Raw genomic sequence first — 19,351 nt, forward strand, 5'->3', positions numbered from 1 at the left:
GTGGGGTGAGCAGCGTGGAGACGGCGGAGACCGAGCAGACGTCCGTGCCGGCGTCGGGTGGCCGCACCCCGAAGGACATGGCCCTGTCGCTCGGCGTGCTGCTGGTCCCGGTGCTGCTCCTGGTGCTGGGCTACCGGCTGTTCTACGGCTGGGACACCGCGGTGACGGTGGACCCGGCGAACGCGATCGCGAGCGCGGAGCGGGCCTCGTTCGCCCCGCTGCCGATGGCGGCCCCGGACGGCTGGCAGACCGTGACCGCGAAGTGGGAGCCGGGCGTGCTGCGCATCGGCTACCTCGACCCGGACAACCACGGCGCCCGGCTGGTGCAGTCCCGCGCCGCGCTGGACACCCTGGTCAAGGACGAGCTGGCCGGCAAGGCCCAGGCCGACGGCGAGACCGTGGTCGGCACGGTGACCTGGCAGCGCTTCCGTGGACCGGACGGGCAGACCGCGCTGGCCCGGACGGCCGGCAACACCACCACGCTGCTGGTCGGCGCGGAGAGTGCCGACCTGACCGGGCTGGCTGCGGCGATCGCCCGCTGACCGGACGCCCGTTCGCGCCTTCGGGCGGAACAGGTCTGTCGGATTCTCCCCACCATTTCTGCCTCGCCGGGCGAGCCGGGACCAGACGATCCGGGGACCCCCTCCGCCGTACAGGCGGACGCCGCGCGTAATCGTCAACGACTACGGTGATACCCGCCCGCCGCGCCGTCGCGAGACGAACTCGTGCCGCGCGGGCCACGAACCCGCACGGGCCCGCTCTGCGCCGCGAAGCCACGAGGACATCACCATGACTGCTCACCCTTCCCCGGACCTTTCGCGTGCCCCTCGCCGGGCCCCGTCCGGCGGGCGGCCCGCCGGCCCCCGCGGCAACCGGGTCAACGCCGCGATCGCCGGCGGGCTCGCCGTGCTCGCGCTGGCCACCTGCGCCGCCGCGGCGCACCGGCCGACGCTGGACCCCGCGCAGGCCACCGCCGTCGCCGCCGAGCTGCGCGCGCTGTACGAGCGCATCCAGGGCAGCCCCGCCCAGCGCTCCGCCGCGCTGGTCATCGCCCACGTGGCCCGCGAGGAGCCGGTGCGCGCGTGCATGAAGTCGTCGGGTTTCCGGTACACGCTCGCCCCGTTCGCCGACCCGCTCGCCGACAGCCCGCGCCTGCTGCTGCCGACCGAGGTGTCCGCGGTCGTCGACCCGGGCGCCGCCGACGCGCTCAAGCTGGTCCCGCAGGCCGTGGCGGAGGAGCCGGAGGCCGCCGTGGCGCGGCCCAAGGACCCGTCGTACCAGCGGCTGTCCGCGGCCAAGCGGCGGCTCTACGACGACACCGCGCTGATGTGCGAGCCCCCGATCGAGGGGCAGACCGAGGTGAGCACCCCGGAGGTCAGCGGCGACCTGGACGCCGAGTTCCTCGACATGCTGCGCCGCATCGGCGCCGACGTCGAGGTGGCGTCGCGGATGGAGTTCTACTCCTCGTGCATGGCCAAGCTCGGCTACCCCGTGCACACGGTCGGCGAGCTGTACGCGGCGGTGAGCGCGAAGTTCCGCGATGACGAGGGCACGCCGCTGCGGCCCGAGTCCTCGCTGATGCCGCACGCCACGGCGTACCAGCAGGAGGCGGTCAAGGCCGACACCACCTGCCGCACCCCGGCCTGGGCCGGCGCGATGAGCCTGGCGCAGGCCGAGCTGGCCGCGTTCACCGAGGACCACGCCGACCAGCTCGCCGCGCTGGACGCCGCGTGGGCGGCCCTGGAGGCCCGCGCCGCGGAGGCCCGCGCGAAGCTCGCGTGACCGCCGGGCGACGGGGCCACGAAGATTGCCGATGAGTGCGATCCTGCCGGGATGACCGCGCGGATCTCGCTCGCCTGGCTCGCCCACCCGGTGTCGCTGCTGGCACTCGCCTTGTTGCTGGTCAACGACCATGTGCTCAAGGCCGCCTGGCCGGGGACGGTGACCGGCAAGCTCAGCGACGTGGCCGGGCTGCTGGTGGCGCCGCCGCTGCTCGCGGTCCTGGTGACCTTATTCGCGCCGCGACTGCCGTCGCGCGGGGTCGCGGTCGGCACGACGGTCGCGGTCGGCGTCGGCTTCGCCGCCGTCAAATCCAGCGGTACGGCAGCGGCCGCCGCCTCGGCGCTGTGGACCGTCGTGGCCGGACCGTCGACCGTGCGCGCCGACCTCACCGACCTGCTGGCATTGCCCGCCCTGCTCGGCGCGCTCGCGGTGTGGCGGCACGCCCGCACCCGCCCCGCCCCCGCCCGCCTCACCAGGCTGCTGCGCATCGGTGTGGTGCTGCCGCTGGCAATGCTCGGCGTCGCCGCCACGTCGGCGGATCAGACCGGGACCACGGTCAGCGCCTCGGTCGACGAGTCGCAGCGGCTGGTCGTGCAGGCCGACCGCGGTTACCTGGTGAGCACGGACGGCGGGCGCACGTTCCAGCGACAGGGCCTCGAACAGGTCGACTACGGCGAGCTGACGCATTCGGCCGGCATGCAGTGCCTGCCCGACCGGTCGCTCTGCTACCGCCCCGTGCGCGACCGGCTGCGCGTGGAGCAGTCGGGTGACGGCGGGTCGACCTGGACGGTGGCGTGGGAGCTGCCCGAACGCACCCGTGAACTGCTGGCCCGCGAGCACGGTGGCCTGCTCGGGACGTCCGGCGTGATGTCGTACGACCTGGTGGTCCTGCCGCTGGAGAGCGGTCACGTGGTGGTGGCGGCCAACGGGCGCGACGGCCTCGTCGTGCGGGACGTGACCGGGACCTGGACCCGTGTCGGCGACGGGGCCGAGCCGGCCGAGCCGCTGCCGTCCGGGCTGCTGCCGGTGCGGCAGTGGTTCGCCCACATCTGGCCCGAGCTGGGCTGGGTGCTGCTGGCCGCGCTGTGGTGCCTGACCGCCGCGACGGTCGTGGGCCTGCACCGCTCGGGTGCCCGCCGCAGCGCGCTGACCGTGGGCCTGATCGCGGCGCTGGGACCCTGCCTGCTGGCGATGAGCCCGCTGGTCGCCCTGGACTGGACGCACCTGCTGTGGCGGGACGGCGAGGGTATCGGGTCGGCCTGGAACGAGGGCCTGACCGCGCTGGCCGGGCTGCTGCTGGCAGCGGGATCGCTGGCCGTGCTGATCGTTCCGGTGGTGGTCGTGTCGATCGGGTGGGGCCGACGGGTGCTGGACCGGCGGCACGTCCGCCTGGCCATCCCCGCCGGAGTCGTGGTCTACCTGCCGTACGTGGTCTGGGGCTCCGGTGCGACGACGGACTACCGGGCGGTCTCGGTGGCCGCGCTGGCGGTCTTCGCGCTCGCCCTGATCGGCGCGATCGTGCATGCGGCCCTCGCCCGGCCCGCACAGCCGCCCGCGACCTGGCAGATCCCCGCGCATCCGCTCCGCACTCCGCGTGCCCCGATCGACGCCGGCGATGCCGCCGCCCCGGTCCGGCTGTCCTCCGGCGCGGCCCAGCCGACGGCGCCCGGTGGGGACGCCGCTGCCGCCGTCCAGCAACCGGACGGCGAGGACGCGGGGACTCCCCTGCCAGGGCTGCGGTCCGCCGCCCCGTCGGGCGGCGGACCGGATGATGAGGCGACCCCGCCCACACCGGAAGGCTGAGCGGCGTGCCGGTCAGGCGGCGCGGTAGCTCGCGGCGGTCTCGGCCAGGGTCACGTCCAGCGGCGTCGGCTTGAGGCCGAAGACCTGCTCGGTGTGCGAGCTGTCCATGACGAACGGCGCGGCGAACTGGTAGTGCGTGGTCCGCATCTCCTTGAGCATCTTGGAGAACAGGCCGGCGGTCCACAGCGCCGGGTAGGGCACCCGGGTGACCTTCGGCGCGGGCAGGCCGATCAGCTCGTTCGCGCGCCGGGCCGCCTCGCGGATGGAGATCGGCGGCGGGGTGGGCACCAGCCAGGCCTGGCCCCAGGCGCGCTCGTCGGTGGCGAGCGTGACCAGGGTGCGGGCCACGTCGGCGATCGCGGTCCAGCTGTGCGGGGCGTCCGGGTCGCCCATGACGTACGCGGTGCCGCCCTTCGCGGTGCGGGACAGCGCCGTCTCGTTCAGCACCCCGTACGAGCCGGGCCCGGCGAAGTCGCTGGCCCTGGCCTCGGTGGCGCGCAGCCGGCCGGCCCGGTGCGCGGCCAGCGCGTCCTCCCACATCCGCACCCGCAGCGCGAGTTTCGGATGGGTCGCGGCGAGGGGGGTGTCGTGGGTGATCGGGCCGGTGACGGGGCCGTACCCGTACAGGTTGCCCATGGTCACCAGGACCGCGCCGGACGTCTGCGCGGCGTGCAGCAGCGACGCGGCCAGCGGCGGCCAGCCGATGAGCCAGCGGTGGTACGCCGGATTGGCGCAGTTGTAGAGGGCCGTCGCCCCTCCGGCCAGTTCCGCGAGCCGCGCCGGGTCCGCGGCGTCGGCCGCGACCAGCTCGACGCCGGGGGCCTGCGGGCCGGTGCCCCGGCGGGTGACGATGCGGACCTGCTCGCCGCGCTCGGCCAGCAGCAGTGCGGTGGCGGTGCCGACAGGTCCCGCGCCGACGATCACGTGCATCTCAGTCTCCAGATCTCTGCTTCATTTCGAGAGCACCGCTCTCTGATGAGAACAGTCAACACGCCGCCAGCCGGAACTGTCAAGAGCACTGCTCTCGTTTTGTTGCTACGCTCTCGAGCATGACCGCCAAGAACATCCGCGCCCGCGTACGCGACGAGCTGACCAGCGAGATCAAGGCCATCGCGCGGCGGCAGCTCGCCACCGAGGGGGCCAACCTGTCGCTGCGCGCGGTCGCCCGGGAGCTGGGTATGGTCTCGTCCGCGGTCTACCGTTACTTCCCCAGCCGCGACGATCTGCTCACCGCGCTGATCATCGACTGCTACGACGAGCTGGGCGCGGCTGCCGAGACCGCCGAGGCGGCCGTGGACCGTGCCGACCTGCTCGGGCGGTGGCTCGCGACCGGCCACGGCATCCGGGACTGGGCCCTGGCCAACCCGGCCGAGTACGCCCTGATCTACGGCTCGCCGGTGCCCGGCTACAAAGCCCCCGAGACCACGGTCGGCCCGGCGACCCGCACCACGGACCTGCTGCTCGGCCTGCTGGCCGACGGGGTCGCCACGGGCGCGCTGGTCGCCGATGCCGCCGAGCCGGGTCGGGCCGCCGGGACCGCTCCGCCGGTGCCCGTGGAGCTGGGAGCCGAGCTGGACCGGATCGCCGCGGCAGCGTGCCCGACCGTGCCGCGTGAGATCCTGGCCCGGGGCCTGACCGGCTGGATCCAGATGTTCGGCGTGGTCACCTTCGAGCTGTTCGGGCGGTTCCAGAACATGATCGAGGACAGCCGCCGCGCGTTCCACGACCACCAGCTGCGGGTGATGGCGGGCTACATCGGTCTGCGGTGACGGGTACGGCATTGCCCGGCCGTCGCGGGGCCGCCACACTATCCGGGTGATCGTGGTAGCCGGAGAGCAAGTAGTCGACCTCGTCCCGGCCGGGGCCGGCCTGCTGCGGGCCGCGCTCGGCGGCGGCCCCGCCAACACCGCCATCGCGGCGGCCCGGCTCGGCGCGCCCGTGGCGATGGCGGCCCGGGTCGGGCGCGACTCGTTCGGCAGCGCGTTCCGTCAGCGGCTGACCTCGTCCGGCGTGGACGGGCAGTACCTGGTCGCCACCTCGCAGCCGTCGGCGCTGGCGCTGGCCACGGTCGACGACGGCGGCGAGGCGCAGTACGACTTCTGGCTGGCCGGGGCCGCCGACTTCGGCTGGCGCGAGCGCGAGCTGCCCGAGCTGCCCGACGGCAGCACCATCCACATCGGCTCGCTGGCCGCGTTCCTGCCGCCGGGCGCGGACACGCTGGAGCGCTGGGCGCTGCGCCACCGCGACCGGTGCACGATCACCTTCGACCCGAACGTGCGCGGCGTCGCGCTGGCCCGCCCGGACTCCCTGGTCCGGCTGGAGCGGCTGGTCGAGCTGGCCCACCTGGTACGCGCCAGCGAGGGCGACCTGACCCACGCGTACCCGCACGTGCCGCCGATGGAGACGGCGCGCCGCTGGCTGGCCGCCGGCCCGCGGCTGCTGGTGCTGACCCACGGGGACGCGGGCGCGGTGGCGCTGACCGCGACCGACGAGGTGACCGTGGCCGCCCCGGCCATCACGATGATCGACACCATCGGCGCCGGCGACACCGCGATGGGCGCCCTCCTGGCCTGGCTCCACAACGCCGGCCGCCTCACCGACCAGCTAAAACGCGAACTGCCCCCGGAAACCCTGCGCCTGATGCTGCGCCACATGTGCGACGCCGCCGCCCTCACCTGCACCCGCCCCGGCGCCGACCCGCCCACCCTCGACGAACTCCGCGCCTTCCAACTCCTCTGACCCAACACCCGCGGCCCGGCGGCCCGCAGCCCACCGCGTTGATCATGAACTTATGGCACGGTTCGACGGCGTGTCGCTGCCATAACCTCATGATCAACGCGGAGAGAGAGTGGGCGGTGGGTGGTCAGACGACGTCTTCGGAGGAGTGGCCGGGGAAGAGGTGTGCGGACGGGTCGATGACGATGGCGGCGTTGTTGACAGCGGTGGCGGCCTCGCCGAACCCGGTCGCGATGAGGCGGACCTTGCCTGGGTACTCGACGATGTCGCCGGCGGCGAAAATGCGCGGCAGGTTGGTGGCCATCGTGGAGTCCACGGTGATGTGGCGCTTGTCCAGGGCCAGGCCCCACATGGCGAGCGGGCCCAGGTCGGCGGTGAAGCCGAGCGCGGCGACGACGACGTCGGCGGGGATCTCCTCGGTGCCGTTCAGCTCGACCGACTCCACCCGGCCGCTGCCGAGGATCTTGGTGACCTGGCTGTTGACCTCGATGCGCACCGGCAGCGCCTTGACCCGGGCCACGGTCGCGGCGTGGGCCCGGAACTTGTCCCGCCGGTGCACCAGGGTCACGCTCGCGGCGACCCCGGCCAGCGCCAGCGCCCAGTCGAACGCCGAGTCGCCGCCGCCCACGATCACCACGTGCTTGCCGGCCAGCATCGTGGGGTCCGGCACGAAGAAGATGATGCCGTCGCCGGCGAAACCGGCCGCCGCGGGCAGCGGGCGGGGCGTGAACGAACCCAGGCCACCGGTGATCAGCACCGCGCCGCAGCGCACCTCGGTGCCGTCGCCGAGGCCGAGGATCGGCGCGCCGTCCTCGTACGTCAGCGCCGCGGCCTGCACGCCCAGCCGGTACGCCGGCGAGAACGCGCCCGCCTGCGCGACGAGATTCGCGATCAGCTCGCGCCCGCGCACCGCCGGGAAGCCGGCCACGTCGAAAATCATCTTCTCCGGGTACATGGCGGTGACCTGGCCGCCCGCCTCCGGCAGCGCGTCGACGACCAGCGTGCTCAGCCCCCGGAACCCGGCGTAGTACGCCGCGAACAGGCCGGTCGGCCCCGCCCCGATGATCGCGACATCGACCTCGCTACGCTCGCTCACGCCTTCTCCTCGCCACGCTCGTCGGCGGCGTTCCGGAAGCCCATGGTTCGCTCGCTACGCTCGCTCACGCTTCTCCTCGCCACGCTCGTCGATGATGTGAGCAGAACCGGCGTCGCCCGGATCGAGCCATTCGACTCGTTCGCTCATGGGGTGAACCTAACCGCGCGCGGGCTTCTCCTCAATGGCCGCGTTGATATCCGCGGCGAAGTGCGAGACCTGGGTATAGACGCCGGGGTATGCCGCGCGGCCGCACCCCACGCCCCAGCTGACGATGCCGACCTGCACCCAGCGCGTGCCGTCGCGCCGCAGCAGCGGGCCGCCCGAGTCGCCCTGGCAGCTGTCCTTGCCGCCGTGCGCGAGGTCGCCGGCGCAGATCATGTCCGAGTCGGTGAAGCCGTACCCGTGCGAGCGGTAGATCTTGCCGCAGGTCCCGTCGCCGACGAACGGCACCTGCACCTTGCGCAGGTAGCGCTGCTGGGCGCGGGAGCCCTCGCGGGTCGCGCCCCAGCCGACCGCGGTGAGCGTGCCGCCGTCCAGGCCGCCGCCGGAGGGCAGCGCGACCACCGGCACGCCGACGGGCCGGGACAGCCGGATCACGGCCCAGTCGTCGCCGCGGGTCACGTCGGAGAAGCCGCGGGCCCGCCACACGTGGCTGCTGCGCACCTGGAACGTCTTGCCGGAGCCGAGGTCGGCCGAGCCGCCCCGCACGCTGATCGAGGAGTTGGCGCCGGTACGGCTGACGCAATGCGCGGCGGTGAGCACGTACTGGCTGCGCACCAGGGTGCCCGCGCAGCCGTTGCCCAGCCGCACCATCCACGGGAACTCCCCCGCTCCGGCGCGGGACCCGCCGATGACCTCGACCTGCGGCGGGTCGGCGGGTTCGGCCGCGGCGGGCGACGCCACCGCCATCGCCGCCACGCACATGAACAGCGCGATCGCCCGCATCAGCATCCTCCGAGGTCGACGGTGATGCCGATATTAGCTTGTTTGGGCGATTAATCCTTTATGTTGCTGATCCCCACCCATCGCGGATAGCATCACTCCCCATTATCTGATTAGGTATCGTCAACCGCGATGAAGATTTCCGAGCTGAGCCGCACCAGCGGCGTATCGCTGCCCACGGTCAAGTACTACCTGCGCGAGGGGTTGCTCCCACCCGGCCGCCCGACGGGCCGTAACCAGGCCGAATACGGCGACGCGCACCTGCGGCGGCTGCGCCTGATCCGGGCGCTGCTCGACGTCGGCAACCTGAGCGTGGCCGGGGTGCGCCAGGTGCTGCAGGCCGTCGACGACGCCGAGCTGCCCGGCCACCACCTGCTCGGCACCGCGCACGAGGCGATCGCGGGAGTGCCGCGGGCTGATCGCGGCACGCCCGGCTGGCAGGCGGCGCGGGCCGAGGCCGGCCGGATCGTGGCGGGCCGGGGCTGGCGGGTGCACGAGCGGGCCCCCGCCCTGGACCAGCTCGCCGACGCCATCGCGGCGCTGCGCGAGCTCGGGCAGGAGGACATGCTGGCGATGGTCGACGATTACGCCGAGGCGACCGAGCGGCTGGCCCGCCAGGAAGTGGCCCTGGTGCTGGCCCGCGGTGACCGGGCCGCCATGGTCGAGGGCCTGGTCACCGGCACCGTGCTCGGCGAGGCCGTGCTCACCGCACTGCGCCGGCTGGCCCAGGAGCACACCAGCGCCGGCCTCGCCGGGCCCGGCTGACGGGTCAGTACCAGCCCTTCGCCTCGGAGTGCGCCCAGGCGTCACACGGCTTGCCGTAGCGCTTCTTGATGTAGTCCAGGCCCCACTTGATCTGCGTGGCGGGGTTGGTCTGCCAGTCGTCGCCGAACTTCGCCATCTTGTCGCCGGGCAGCGACTGCGGGATGCCGTACGCCCCGGAGCTCTTGTTCTCGGCCCGGTGGTTCCAGCCGGATTCCCGGGTCCACAGCTTGTTGAGGCAGGCCATCTGGGTGAGGTCCATGCCCGCGGCGAGCACCAGCGCGCACCCGATCGCACGGTTGCCGCTGAACTCGTTGCAGCTGCTGGGAATGGGCCCGAAGTCGACCGTGGCGGTGCGGTTGGCGCCGCGGCGGCTGGCCTCCTTCTCCACGGCGGCGGCACGGGCGGCGGCGGCCTTGGCCTCGGCCGCGGCGCGGTCCTGCGCCGCCAGGTGGAGCTGGTGCTGCTGCAGGGTGAGCGCGGCCGACTCGGCCTGCGCCACGATGTGCGCCTGGCCCCCGCCCTGCGCGTCGGCCTGCAACGACGCGGTCTCGTCGAGCCGCATCGCACCGGCCACCCCGCCCAGCAGGGTCAGCACGGCGAGGCCACGGACGATCACGCGGCTGGTCGCGGGGTGCGCCCGGCGAGGGGCGCGGCGTTGCCGGGACACAGGGGATCCTCTCGGCGGTGGGGGCCCCGGGTCCGTCCGCAGTCGGGGGTGGACGGTCGCAGGGGAGCACGCCCTGCCGGGCAACGCGCGGGCCGCTCGGCGCGCCGGGGGATGGCACGCCGGGGCGCCGGGTTGCGGGGCGCTCGACCCCACCCTTACGCAAAGGACCGGGGCCTGTCGTCGCCCGGCCAGGCGACTGTGGCCCCGGTCACACCCGAAAGGGTGTCAAATCAGGACGGAATCACTCCTCCAGAAGATCGGTGACCACCTCGGCGATGGCAGAACGCTCCGACCGGGTGAGGGTCACGTGCGCGAAGAGCGGATGCCCCTTGAGGGTCTCGATCACCGCCGTGACACCGTCGTGCCGACCGACCCTCAGATTGTCGCGCTGCGCCACGTCGTGGGTGAGCACCACCCGCGAACCCGCGCCGATGCGCGACAGCACGGTGAGCAGCACGCCCCGCTCCAGCGACTGCGCCTCGTCGACGATGACGAACGCGTCGTGCAGGCTGCGGCCGCGGATGTGGGTCAGCGGCAGCACCTCCAGCATGCCCCGGTGCAGCACCTCGTCGCGTACGTTGTCGTGCACCAGCGCGCCGAGGGTGTCGAACACCGCCTGCGCCCAGGGCGACATCTTCTCCGCCTCGGTGCCGGGCAGGTAGCCCAGCTCCTGGCCGCCGACGGCGTACAGCGGGCGGAAGACGATGACCTTCTTGTGCTTGCCCCGCTCCATCACCTGCTCCAGGCCGGCGCACAGGGCCAGCGCCGACTTGCCGGTGCCCGCCCGGCCGCCCAGCGAGACGATGCCGATGCTGTCGTCGAGCAGCAGGTCCAGCGCGATGCGCTGCTCCGCCGAGCGCCCGCGCAGCCCGAACGCCTCGCGGTCGCCGCGGACCAGCCGCACCGTCTTGTCCGTGTGCACGCGCCCGAGCGCCGAGCCGCGGCCCGCGTGCAGGATCAGTCCGGTGTGGACGGGCAGTCCCGCCGCTTCGTCATGGTCGATGCCCTCTCCGGCGTAGAGCGCGGCCATGTCGGCGTCCGACAGGTCCACCTCCGCCAGGCCGGACCAGGTCGGGTCGACCGCCTGGTCGTGCCGGTACTCGTCAGCCGCCAGGCCCACCGCGGCGGCCTTGACCCGCAACGGCATGTCCTTGCTGACCAGGGTCACCTGCTGCCCGTCCGCCGCGAGCCCGAGCGCCACCGCGAGGATGCGCGAATCATTCGAGTCGTTGCGACCGAACTGTCGGTCCACCTCACGGCGGAGCGCGCTGGGCAACAGCTGCGGGTCGCTGTGGTTCAGCTCTACTCGCAGCGTTCCGCCGGCGTCGTTCACCGGCAGCGGCACGTCCAGCCTGCCGTGCTTGATGCGCAGGTCGTCGAGCAGTCGCAGCGACTGCCGGGCGAACCAGCCGAGCTCCGGGTGGTGCCGCTTGCCCTCCAGCTCGGAGATGACCACGAGCGGCAGCACGACGTTGTGCTCGGAGAAGCGGCGGATCGCGGCCGGATCCGCCAGCAGCACGGAGGTGTCGAGTACGTACGTTCGTATCGGGACATCGACCATGACTCACGCTAACCGCAAGAAACCCGTTTGGCCAGCATGTCTTCGCGATCAGTACGACGATCCGCCGATGTCGGCATCACCCGGTCGGGGGATGCCGAGGCCAGATCGCCGCTCGCTTCACGTAGTCGCTGCGTGACTGAAGGTCGTGAAACGAGCGGCGAATCCGCGTGTCAGTACCAGCTGACGTCCTGGAAATGCGCCCACGCGCCGGCAGGTGTCTGGTACCGGTTCTTGATGTAGTCCAAGCCCCACTTGATCTGCGTGGCGGGGTTGGTCTTCCAGTCGTCGCCGAACTTCGCCATCTTGTCGCCGGGCAGCGCCTGCGGGATGCCGTACGCGCCCGAGCCGGAGTTCTCCGCCTTGTGGTTCCAGCCGCTCTCGTGCTGCCACAGCTTCACGAGCGGGCTCATCTGGCTGTACCCGAAGCCGAAGCTGGGCAGCAGCTTGCACGCGGTGAGCTGGTTGCCGGTGAACGCCTTGCACGAGGTCGGCGTGGGTGTCGAGGCGGTGCGCTTGACGGCCGGCTTCGGGGCGGTGGTCGGCACGTGCGCCTTGGGCGTGGTGGCCCGGGGCGGGCTCACGCTCGGCGTCGGGGTGGCCGAGGCGCTCGGGGACGCCTCCAGGAGGCGGTCGTAGTCGCGGGTGGCCGCCTCGGCCTCGGCGGCGCGGGCCGCGGCGAGGTCGGTGGCCACGGGCTCCGGGTCGGACTTTCCGGCCAGGCCGTAGCCGGCCGCGCCGAGCACGGCGGCGCAGAGCACGCCGAGCGCGATCTTCCGGGAGTGGGCGGCCAGCAGGCGGGCCGGGCCGCTGCGCTGACGGACTTCACGATGGCGGCCCAGCAGGGGGTCACGGGGTGTCGACACGAGTCGGTCCCTTCGTAGGGGGTTGCCGCGCCTCGGGGGGAGGAAGGCGCTGGTCAGGGACCCTGCCGGGTTTTCCGGCGCCGTGCCAAGCCGGTCACGTGGATCGTGAAACAGGTCACAATCTCAACGGGAGCGCAGGTGGGAGAGGGGAAGAAATCGGACTCAGGCTATGCGCCGAAACGGCGCTGGCGACCGGCGTACGCCCGCAGCGCCCGCAGGAAGTCCACGTGCCGGAAGTCCGGCCAGTTCAGCTCGCAGAAGTAGAACTCCGAGTGCGCGGACTGCCACAGCAGGAAGCCGGACAGCCGCTGCTCGCCGCTGGTCCGGATGATCAGATCCGGGTCGGGCTGGCCGCGGGTGTAGAGGTGCTCGGCGATGTGCTCGACGTCGAGCTTCTCGGCCACCTCCTCCAGCGTCGCGCCGGCCTTCGCGTGCTCCTGCAGCAGCGAGCGGACCGCGTCGGCGATCTCCCGGCGGCCGGTGTAGCCGACCGCGATGTTGACGTGCGCGCCGCCGTGGCGGCCCGCGGTGCGCTCCTGGGCGGCCTTCAGCGCGGCGGCGGTGTCGGCGGGCAGCAGGTCCAGCGCCCCGACCATCCGCAGCTGCCAGGGGTTGCCGTCCTCGGCCAGCTCGGTGCTCAGGTCCTCGATGATCTGCAGCAGCGGGTCCAGCTCGGCAGCCGGGCGGCGCAGGTTGTCCGTGGCCAGCAGGTACAGCGTGACGTGGGCGATGCCGGCCTCGTCGCACCACCGCAGCAGTTCCTTGATCCGCTCGGCGCCGACCCGGTGGCCGTCGTTGGGGTCCACGTAGCCCATGTCGCGCGCCCAGCGGCGGTTGCCGTCGCACATGACGCCGACGTGCCGGGGACGCGGTTTGCCCGCCAGCAGCTGGATCAGGCGGCGTTCGTACACGGAGTAGACGAGGTCGCGGAGTTTCATCCTGGGCAGCCTAACGCCGCTTGCGCAGATCAGCGCGGCTGCCAGGCGTCCGGGACCGTGGTGAGGTCTCGGACGGCCTCCGGCAGCTGACCGGTGACGGCCTGGGCCAGGGTCACCTCGTCGACGACGCCGCGCACCGCGGACCGCACCGCGACCCATACCAGCGGCAGGTGGGTGGAGGTGCCGGTGTAGCTGGTCTGCTCAGGGCGGTGCCCCCGGACTCCGGCCAGCGGCCCGTCCACGGCGCGCAGGACCGTGCCGATGGTCACCTCGGCCGGTGGCGAGCTGAGGCTGTACCCGCCGTCCGCTCCCCGGACGGCGTGGATGACGCCGCTGCGCCGCAGATCGGCGAGCACCGCCTCCAGGAACTTGCGCGGCAGCCCCTGCGCGTCCGCCAGTGCCTGCGCCGAGATGGTGGCCGGGTAAGCGTTGGCCAGCTCCAGAGCGGCCCGGACCGCATAGTCGCCTCTAGCCGAGATCTGCACACCCCCATGATGCCCGCAGGCCCCCCGACTCCGCCGGGGGGCCTGCGCGACTGTTCCAAGATCGTGACGATCTTGCGCGAACTGTTGGGGATTCGTCCGTTTGGGGCGAGTCGCCCCCACAGTTCAAGCAAGATCGCCGCTCATGGCGGGGAGGGTTACTCCGTGACGTTCAGGCGGGCTTTGAGGGCGTCTAGCTCGGACCAGAGGACGGCGGGGAGCTTGTCGCCGAACTTGTCGAACCACTCGGTGATCTGCGGGATCTCGGCGGTCCACTCGTCCTGGCGGACTTCGAGGGCGAGTTCGACGTCCTTGGTGGGGAGGTCGAGGCCGGTGAGGTCGAGGTCCTCGGCGCGGGGGACGAAGCCGACGGGGGTTTCGACCGCGGCGGCCTCGCCCTCCAGGCGCTCGACGACCCACTTGAGGACGCGCGAGTTCTCGCCGAATCCGGGCCACAGGAAGCGGCCGTCGTCACCGCGGCGGAACCAGTTGACGTAGAAGATCGCGGGCAGCTTGTCGGCGTTGCCGTCGACGCCCTTGCCCATGGCGATCCAGTGGCGGAAGTAGTCGCCGGCGTTGTAGCCGATGAACGGCAGCATCGCCATCGGGTCGCGGCGGACCACGCCGACCTGGCCGACCGCGGCGGCGGTCGTCTCCGAGGACAGGGTCGCGCCCTGGAAGACGCCGTGCACCCAGTCGCGGGCCTGGCTGACCAGCGGGATCGTGGTCTTGCGGCGGCCGCCGAACAGGATCGCCGAGATCGGCACACCCTGCGGGTCGTCGTACTCCGGCGCCAGGATCGGGCACTGCGTGATCGGGGTGCAGAAGCGCGAGTTCGGGTGGCTGGAGACCTGCTCGGAGTCCGGGGTCCAGTCGTTGCCGTGCCAGTCGGTGAGGTGGGCCGGGGGCTCGCCCATGCCCTCCCACCAGATGTCGCCGTCGTCGGTGCGGGCCACGTTGGTGAACAGCGAATTGCCGGCGGCGAGCGTACGCATCGCGTTCGGGTTGGTCTTCCAGTCCGTGCCCGGCGCGACGCCGAACAGGCCGTACTCCGGGTTCACCGCGTACAGGCGGCCGTCGGGGCCGAAGCGCATCCAGGCGATGTCGTCGCCGAGGGTCTCGACCTTCCAGCCGGGGATGGTCGGCTCCAGCATGGCGAGGTTGGTCTTGCCGCACGCCGACGGGAACGCCGCCGCGATGTAGTGCACCTTGCCGGCCGGGCTGGTCAGCTTGAGGATCAGCATGTGCTCGGCGAGCCAGCCCTCGTCGCGGCCCATCACGCTGGCGATGCGCAGCGAGTAGCACTTCTTGCCCAGCAGCGAGTTGCCGCCGTAGCCCGAGCCGAACGACCAGATCTCGCGGGTCTCCGGGAAGTGGGAGATGTACTTGGTGGTCGAGCACGGCCACGGCACGTCGGCCTGGCCCGGCTCCAGCGGCGCGCCGACCGAGTGCAGCGCGGGCACGAAGTCCGCGGTCTCGCCCATGGCCTCCAGCACCTTGGCGCCCATGCGGGTCATGATGCGCATGCTGGCCACGACGTACGCCGAGTCGGTGATCTCGACGCCGAACATCGGGTTCTCCGCGTCCAGCGGGCCCATGCAGAACGGGATGACGTACATGGTGCGGCCGCGCATGCAGCCCCGGTACAGCTCGGTCATGAGCTGCTTCATCTCGGCCGGGGCCATCCAGTTGTTGGTCGGGCCGGCGTCGGCCTCGTCGACCGAGCAGATGAACGTGCGCTCCTCGACCCGCGCCACGTCGGACGGGTCGGTGCGCGCCCAGAAGGAGTTGGGTCGCTTGACCGGGTCCAGCTGGACCAGGCTGCCCGCGGTGACGAGTTCGGCGGTGAGCCGCGTCCACTCGTCCTCGGAGCCGTCGCACCACACGATGCTGTCCGGCGTGGTGAGCTCTGCGATCTGGCGCACCCAGGCGAGCAGCTTCGGGTGCGAGGTCGGATGCTGGTCAAGCCCTGCGATGACTGCCGGCGCGGTCATGGAGTTCTCCTCGTGGTCGTCTTTGACCGACGGATACGACGGACCACGGCCGGGTGGCCGTGCGTCGTCCGGGATGTGGCCTCAGCGTAAGCCCGGTTTGTTGCCTGAGACCCTTCCCGCCTTGTGAATAAGTGCACAAGCGTCGGTCTGGGTGCTTCTTCGCGCACGATTCTTCGGCCGAACGCGCACGTTTCCGCAAATCCCCTTTTTGATCACAGCGCAGCGCGACAGCACTGACGCGAGCGGACCCCGTCACCTACTACCACTACCCGTTCCGGGCTCCGGCGAACGCGCTTATCGCGACTTCATCATGAGCTCCGCATATTCCGCAAATCGGGTGATTGGTCTAACGTCCCTAGCAGCCGGCGAAACCGTGACATTCCCCCCGGAGGCGGCCGTGACCAGTGCGTTTTACCCTGCCCAGGATCAGCCCACCGACCCGCAGAGCGACCCGCAACTCATCTGCCTGGTACGCGGCGGCGACACCGACGCGTTCGGGCTGCTCTACGAACGCCACCTCGAATCGGCGCGGCGGCTCGCCCGGGTGCTCAGCACCGATCACGCCGACGCCGACGACCTGATCGCGGACACCTTCGCCAAGGTGCTGGCGGTGCTGCGCAACGGCGGCGGGCCGGACACCGCGTTCCGGGCGTACCTGCTCACCACCATGCGGCACACCCGCTACGACCGGGCCCGGCGCGAGCGCCGCGTCGAACTCACCGACGACCTCACCCGCTACGAGAGGGCGGAACCCGTCGACGACCCGACCATCTCCCGGCTGGAGACGTCGTACGCGGCGCGCGCCTTCAACCGGCTGCCCGAGCGCTGGCGGGCCGTGCTCTGGCACACCGAGGTCGAGGGCGAGAGCCCGTCCCAGGTCGCGCCGCTGCTCGGGCTCACCCCGAACGGCGTCGCCGCGCTGGCCTACCGGGCCCGGGAACGGCTGCGCCAGATGTACCTGCAGGAGCACATCGCGCTCACCGGCAACCCGCGCTGCCACTGGACCGGGTCGCACCTGGCCGGATACGTGCGCGCCGCGCTGGCCAAACGCGATCGAAGCAAGGTCGACGAGCACCTGTCCGGCTGCGCCGAATGCCGCCGCCTGCACCGCGAGCTGACCGAGGAGAACGCCGGCCTGCGCGGTGTCGTCGCACCCCTGTTACTGGGAGCCGCCGCGCCGGCCTACCTGGCCGACGTGGGCACGCTCGGCGGCCGGCTGACCGCCGCCTGGGGAGCGCTCGTGCTGTGGTGGGACCAGGTCGGGGAGAACCTCGGCACGTGGTCGGCCGCGGCGGCCACGGTGGCGCTCGCCGCCGGGCGGTGGCTGCTGACCGCGCCCGGCCGCCTGATCAGCCGGTACGGCGGCGCGAGCATCGTCGCCGGGAGCGGCGTGGGCATCGCGGCGCTGGCCGGGATCGCCGTGTTCGTCGCGATGACGGCGACCCCGACGCCACCCACGGCCCCGTCGCGGGCGGTGCCGGTGCCGGCGCCCGCCGCGCCACCGGTGTTCGTACCCGCGCCGCCGTCGCCCGCGGAGCCGTTGCCCGCAGTGTCGTCACCCGTGGTCCCCACCTCTCGACCGTCGCCGCCCGGCCGCACCGCGCAGCCCCCGGCGATCGCCCTGCCCCCGGCTCGCCCGCCGGCCGCCGTGCCCATACCGCCGCCCGCGGCCCCCGCTCCCGTGGCGCCGGCACCGGTGGCTCCGGCGCCGCCGGCGGAGCCTGACGCCGAGGTGTCGGCACCGGAGCTCACCGAGGTCGACCTCGTGGCCGGCCGCGCGGGCACGCTGCCCATCCCGGTGCGCGCCTCCTCCGACGATCGTGCCGACCAGCCGGAGAACGCCCCTGGCGCATCGGCTGAGCAGACCGGCGGTGCCGCCGACGCAACAGCCGCGCGGTTCCTGAGCCTGCCTGCGAGCATCGCCACGGAGCCCGAGTCGGTGCCGAGCGCTTCCCCGGTCGCCGCGCCGCCAGGAGCGGTGCGCATCGACGTGACGCTGCCGGCCGGGCTGCGGCTGGCCGGGACTGCCGCCGGGGACGGCTGGCAGTGCGAGGCGACCGCCACCGGGGCGTCCTGCGACCGGCCGCGCTGGAAGAAGGGGGCCCGCTCGGTGGCGCGGCTGCCGGTGCTGGCCGATACCACGGTCAGCGGCTTCCAGGAGATCGGCGTCGCCGCGACGTACGGGCAGCGGCAGCGCGCGACCGTGTTCCGGGTGCCGGTCGCGCCGTCCGGGCTGCGCCTCGGGCACGCCGCCCGGGGCCGGGTCGACGTCGCGCTCGCGGGCAGCGCCCTGCTGTCGTGCCGGCCGCGCCCGCTGTGCCTGCTCGGCGCGGACAACAACGTGCTGGACATGACGCCGCTGCTGCCCGCGTTCGGCGAGCCCGCCGCACCCGGCGGCCTGCTGGACGAGCCGGGACCGGCCGGGCCGGACGGGCCGATCGCCGCGCTCGCCGGGGAGAAGGCGGCCAGCGGAGCCCGGCTGGAGCTGCCGGACGGCGCGAAGGTCCGCTGGGCCGGCCTGGTCGTCGCCGCGTCGGCCGCCGAGCTGCCCGAACTGGTCGCGCTGCACGGCCCGAAGGGCGACTGGTCGCCGGTGGAGGTGCGGTTCGGGCACGCCGAGTCGGGCACGGCGCTGACCCAGGGCTTCGCCGACGTCACGAAACTGCTGCGCAAGGGCGGCGGCGGGGATTGGTGGCTGGCCGCGCCGGCCGAGCCGCTGCCCCGCGGCAGGAAGCAGTTCGCGGGCTGGACCCTGGCCGTGGTGTACGAGCACCGGGACCTGCCGCGCGGTGAGGCGGCGGTTTACCTCGGGCCGCGTACCGGGCGCGGCGACGCGGCGACCGTCATCGGGCTGGGTGGCGCGGGACCGGTCCGGATCGGGCTCGCCCTGTGGGACGGCGACCTCGCGCTGACCGGCGACGAGCTGCTCATCGACGGTGTGCCGGCGGGCGAGCCGGGCAACCTCGGCGGCGGCCGCAACGCCGGGGCCGCCGCGCTGGCCTGCCGCCCCGTACCCGGCCTGTGCCCCTGGCGCACACCCGGTCTGGACGTGCTCCGGGTGGACGGCAAGGCCCCCGCCGGCGGCGTCGCCGAGCTGCGCACGGGCGGCGATCCGCTGGAGGTGGGACTGCTCGCGGTGGTCACCGGGCCGCCGCGCACGCCGGGCAAGGCCGCGCCGGCACGGTAGGCTCGCGGGGTGACCCCCAAACCGCCGAGCCCGCCACCTGCCCCAGCACTGCCGCTGAGGCTTGTCGCGCAGTTCCGGCACCTGATCCACGAGCTGGGCAAGTTCGGTGTCGTCGGCGGTGCCGCGTACGTCGTCGATCTTGTGATCTTCAATCTGCTGCTGTCGACGACCGGCTGGCTGACCGCCACGGTCATCTCCACCACGGTCGCGGCGACCGGCGCCTTCATCGGCAACCGGTACTGGACCTGGCGTGACCGCGAGCGCTCCAGCCTGGCCCGGGAGTACCTGCTCTACTTCTTCTTCAACGTGGTCGGGCTCGGCATCAGCGTCGGCGTGCTGTGGCTCAGCCACGACGTGCTCGGCGCCGTGTGGCCGCAGCTGTTCCAGACCCGCCTGGCCGACAACGTCGCCAAGATGCTGGTCGGCAACGCGATCGCCAGCATCTTCCGGTTCTGGGCATACCGGCGTTTCGTGTTCAACGGCGCGCCGGCCGCCGCGCCCGCCCCGGCCCAGGTCGGGTGAGTTGGCTTGCATT

General features: G+C 72.9%; 17 protein-coding genes. 8 read left to right on the forward strand and 9 right to left on the reverse strand.

Going from position 1 to position 19,351, the window contains the following annotated elements; genetic code table 11:
- The first annotated feature begins 5 nt into the window (after positions 1-5).
- From Cco03nite_RS17755 to Cco03nite_RS17765, 3 genes are all read left to right on the forward strand, one after another.
- The gene (locus Cco03nite_RS17755) at positions 6-542 is read left to right on the forward strand and encodes a DUF4245 family protein (protein ID WP_203693227.1); all 537 of its coding nucleotides are present in this window, start codon (positions 6-8) and stop codon (positions 540-542) included.
- A gap of 247 nt (positions 543-789) precedes the next feature.
- Positions 790-1,782 (forward strand): hypothetical protein, encoded by a 993-nt coding sequence (locus tag Cco03nite_RS17760; protein WP_203693228.1) that lies wholly within the window; start codon positions 790-792, stop codon positions 1,780-1,782.
- 51 nt (positions 1,783-1,833) lie between these two features.
- Positions 1,834-3,585 carry a hypothetical protein gene (locus Cco03nite_RS17765; RefSeq protein WP_203693229.1) on the forward strand — a complete coding sequence of 584 codons (1,752 nt, stop codon included), beginning with the start codon at positions 1,834-1,836 and terminating at the stop codon, positions 3,583-3,585.
- Positions 3,586-3,597: 12 nt separating this feature from the next.
- Here the strand turns inward: Cco03nite_RS17765 and Cco03nite_RS17770 are convergent, their stop codons facing one another.
- Positions 3,598-4,515 (reverse strand): NAD-dependent epimerase/dehydratase family protein, encoded by a 918-nt coding sequence (locus tag Cco03nite_RS17770; RefSeq protein ID WP_203693230.1) that lies wholly within the window; start codon positions 4,513-4,515, stop codon positions 3,598-3,600.
- Positions 4,516-4,634: 119 nt separating this feature from the next.
- Here Cco03nite_RS17770 and Cco03nite_RS17775 point away from each other — a divergent pair, with 119 nt between their 5' ends.
- Both Cco03nite_RS17775 and Cco03nite_RS17780 read left to right on the forward strand, forming a co-directional pair.
- The gene (locus Cco03nite_RS17775) at positions 4,635-5,354 is read left to right on the forward strand and encodes a TetR/AcrR family transcriptional regulator (protein WP_203693231.1); all 720 of its coding nucleotides are present in this window, start codon (positions 4,635-4,637) and stop codon (positions 5,352-5,354) included.
- Between the two features lie 46 nt (positions 5,355-5,400).
- Positions 5,401-6,324 (forward strand): carbohydrate kinase family protein, encoded by a 924-nt coding sequence (locus tag Cco03nite_RS17780; protein ID WP_203693232.1) that lies wholly within the window; start codon positions 5,401-5,403, stop codon positions 6,322-6,324.
- Positions 6,325-6,448: 124 nt separating this feature from the next.
- Here Cco03nite_RS17780 and Cco03nite_RS17785 read toward each other — a convergent pair whose 3' ends face one another.
- Positions 6,449-7,417, reverse strand: a complete 969-nt coding sequence (locus Cco03nite_RS17785) for an NAD(P)/FAD-dependent oxidoreductase (RefSeq protein WP_203693233.1) — start codon at positions 7,415-7,417, stop codon at positions 6,449-6,451.
- Positions 7,418-7,573: 156 nt separating this feature from the next.
- A complete protein-coding gene (locus tag Cco03nite_RS17790) occupies positions 7,574-8,362 on the reverse strand; it encodes a S1 family peptidase (RefSeq protein WP_203693234.1) in 789 nt (262 codons plus the stop codon).
- Between the two features lie 129 nt (positions 8,363-8,491).
- Here Cco03nite_RS17790 and Cco03nite_RS17795 point away from each other — a divergent pair, with 129 nt between their 5' ends.
- Positions 8,492-9,124: a MerR family transcriptional regulator gene (locus Cco03nite_RS17795; protein ID WP_203693235.1), complete on the forward strand. Its 633-nt coding sequence runs from the start codon at positions 8,492-8,494 to the stop codon at positions 9,122-9,124.
- 4 nt (positions 9,125-9,128) lie between these two features.
- Here Cco03nite_RS17795 and Cco03nite_RS17800 read toward each other — a convergent pair whose 3' ends face one another.
- From Cco03nite_RS17800 to Cco03nite_RS17825, 6 genes are all read right to left on the reverse strand, one after another.
- Positions 9,129-9,791 carry an aggregation-promoting factor C-terminal-like domain-containing protein gene (locus Cco03nite_RS17800; RefSeq protein ID WP_239167457.1) on the reverse strand — a complete coding sequence of 221 codons (663 nt, stop codon included), beginning with the start codon at positions 9,789-9,791 and terminating at the stop codon, positions 9,129-9,131.
- Positions 9,792-10,032: 241 nt separating this feature from the next.
- Complete coding sequence (gene phoH2 / locus Cco03nite_RS17805; RefSeq protein ID WP_203693236.1) at positions 10,033-11,352, reverse strand: RNA 5'-3' helicase PhoH2; 1,320 nt, start codon at positions 11,350-11,352, stop codon at positions 10,033-10,035.
- A 170-nt stretch (positions 11,353-11,522) separates the two neighbouring features.
- Positions 11,523-12,215 carry an aggregation-promoting factor C-terminal-like domain-containing protein gene (locus Cco03nite_RS42445; RefSeq protein WP_239167458.1) on the reverse strand — a complete coding sequence of 231 codons (693 nt, stop codon included), beginning with the start codon at positions 12,213-12,215 and terminating at the stop codon, positions 11,523-11,525.
- A 167-nt stretch (positions 12,216-12,382) separates the two neighbouring features.
- Complete coding sequence (locus Cco03nite_RS17815; RefSeq protein ID WP_203693237.1) at positions 12,383-13,153, reverse strand: isoprenyl transferase; 771 nt, start codon at positions 13,151-13,153, stop codon at positions 12,383-12,385.
- A gap of 29 nt (positions 13,154-13,182) precedes the next feature.
- Complete coding sequence (locus Cco03nite_RS17820) at positions 13,183-13,638, reverse strand: RrF2 family transcriptional regulator (protein ID WP_203693238.1); 456 nt, start codon at positions 13,636-13,638, stop codon at positions 13,183-13,185.
- Between the two features lie 155 nt (positions 13,639-13,793).
- Entirely contained in the window at positions 13,794-15,629 is a 1,836-nt protein-coding gene (locus Cco03nite_RS17825; protein ID WP_203693239.1) for a phosphoenolpyruvate carboxykinase (GTP), read from the reverse strand.
- Between the two features lie 397 nt (positions 15,630-16,026).
- On the opposite strand from Cco03nite_RS17825, the gene Cco03nite_RS17830 reads away from it, so the two are divergent.
- Together Cco03nite_RS17830 and Cco03nite_RS17835 are read left to right on the forward strand one after the other, a co-directional pair.
- Positions 16,027-18,816 carry a sigma-70 family RNA polymerase sigma factor gene (locus Cco03nite_RS17830; protein WP_239167459.1) on the forward strand — a complete coding sequence of 930 codons (2,790 nt, stop codon included), beginning with the start codon at positions 16,027-16,029 and terminating at the stop codon, positions 18,814-18,816.
- Between the two features lie 9 nt (positions 18,817-18,825).
- Positions 18,826-19,338: a GtrA family protein gene (locus Cco03nite_RS17835; RefSeq protein ID WP_203693241.1), complete on the forward strand. Its 513-nt coding sequence runs from the start codon at positions 18,826-18,828 to the stop codon at positions 19,336-19,338.
- Positions 19,339-19,351: the final 13 nt, after the last annotated feature.

Origin of the sequence: Catellatospora coxensis (assembly GCF_016862635.1) — a bacterium.
Lineage (GTDB): Bacteria > Actinomycetota > Actinomycetes > Mycobacteriales > Micromonosporaceae > Catellatospora > Catellatospora coxensis.

Bases quoted from the DNA above. Each gene is read 5' to 3' on its own strand.
- Cco03nite_RS17795 (WP_203693235.1), top strand. From the start codon at position 8,492: ATGAAGATTTCCGAGCTGAGCCGCACCAGCGGCGTATCGCTGCCCACG.
- Cco03nite_RS17765 (WP_203693229.1), top strand. From the start codon at position 1,834: ATGACCGCGCGGATCTCGCTCGCCTGGCTCGCCCACCCGGTGTCGCTG.
- Cco03nite_RS17775 (WP_203693231.1), top strand. From the start codon at position 4,635: ATGACCGCCAAGAACATCCGCGCCCGCGTACGCGACGAGCTGACCAGC.
- Cco03nite_RS17760 (WP_203693228.1), top strand. From the start codon at position 790: ATGACTGCTCACCCTTCCCCGGACCTTTCGCGTGCCCCTCGCCGGGCC.
- Cco03nite_RS17790 (WP_203693234.1), bottom strand. From the start codon at position 8,362: ATGCGGGCGATCGCGCTGTTCATGTGCGTGGCGGCGATGGCGGTGGCG.
- Cco03nite_RS17815 (WP_203693237.1), bottom strand. From the start codon at position 13,153: ATGAAACTCCGCGACCTCGTCTACTCCGTGTACGAACGCCGCCTGATC.
- Cco03nite_RS17825 (WP_203693239.1), bottom strand. From the start codon at position 15,629: ATGACCGCGCCGGCAGTCATCGCAGGGCTTGACCAGCATCCGACCTCG.
- phoH2 (WP_203693236.1), bottom strand. From the start codon at position 11,352: ATGGTCGATGTCCCGATACGAACGTACGTACTCGACACCTCCGTGCTG.
- Cco03nite_RS17770 (WP_203693230.1), bottom strand. From the start codon at position 4,515: ATGCACGTGATCGTCGGCGCGGGACCTGTCGGCACCGCCACCGCACTG.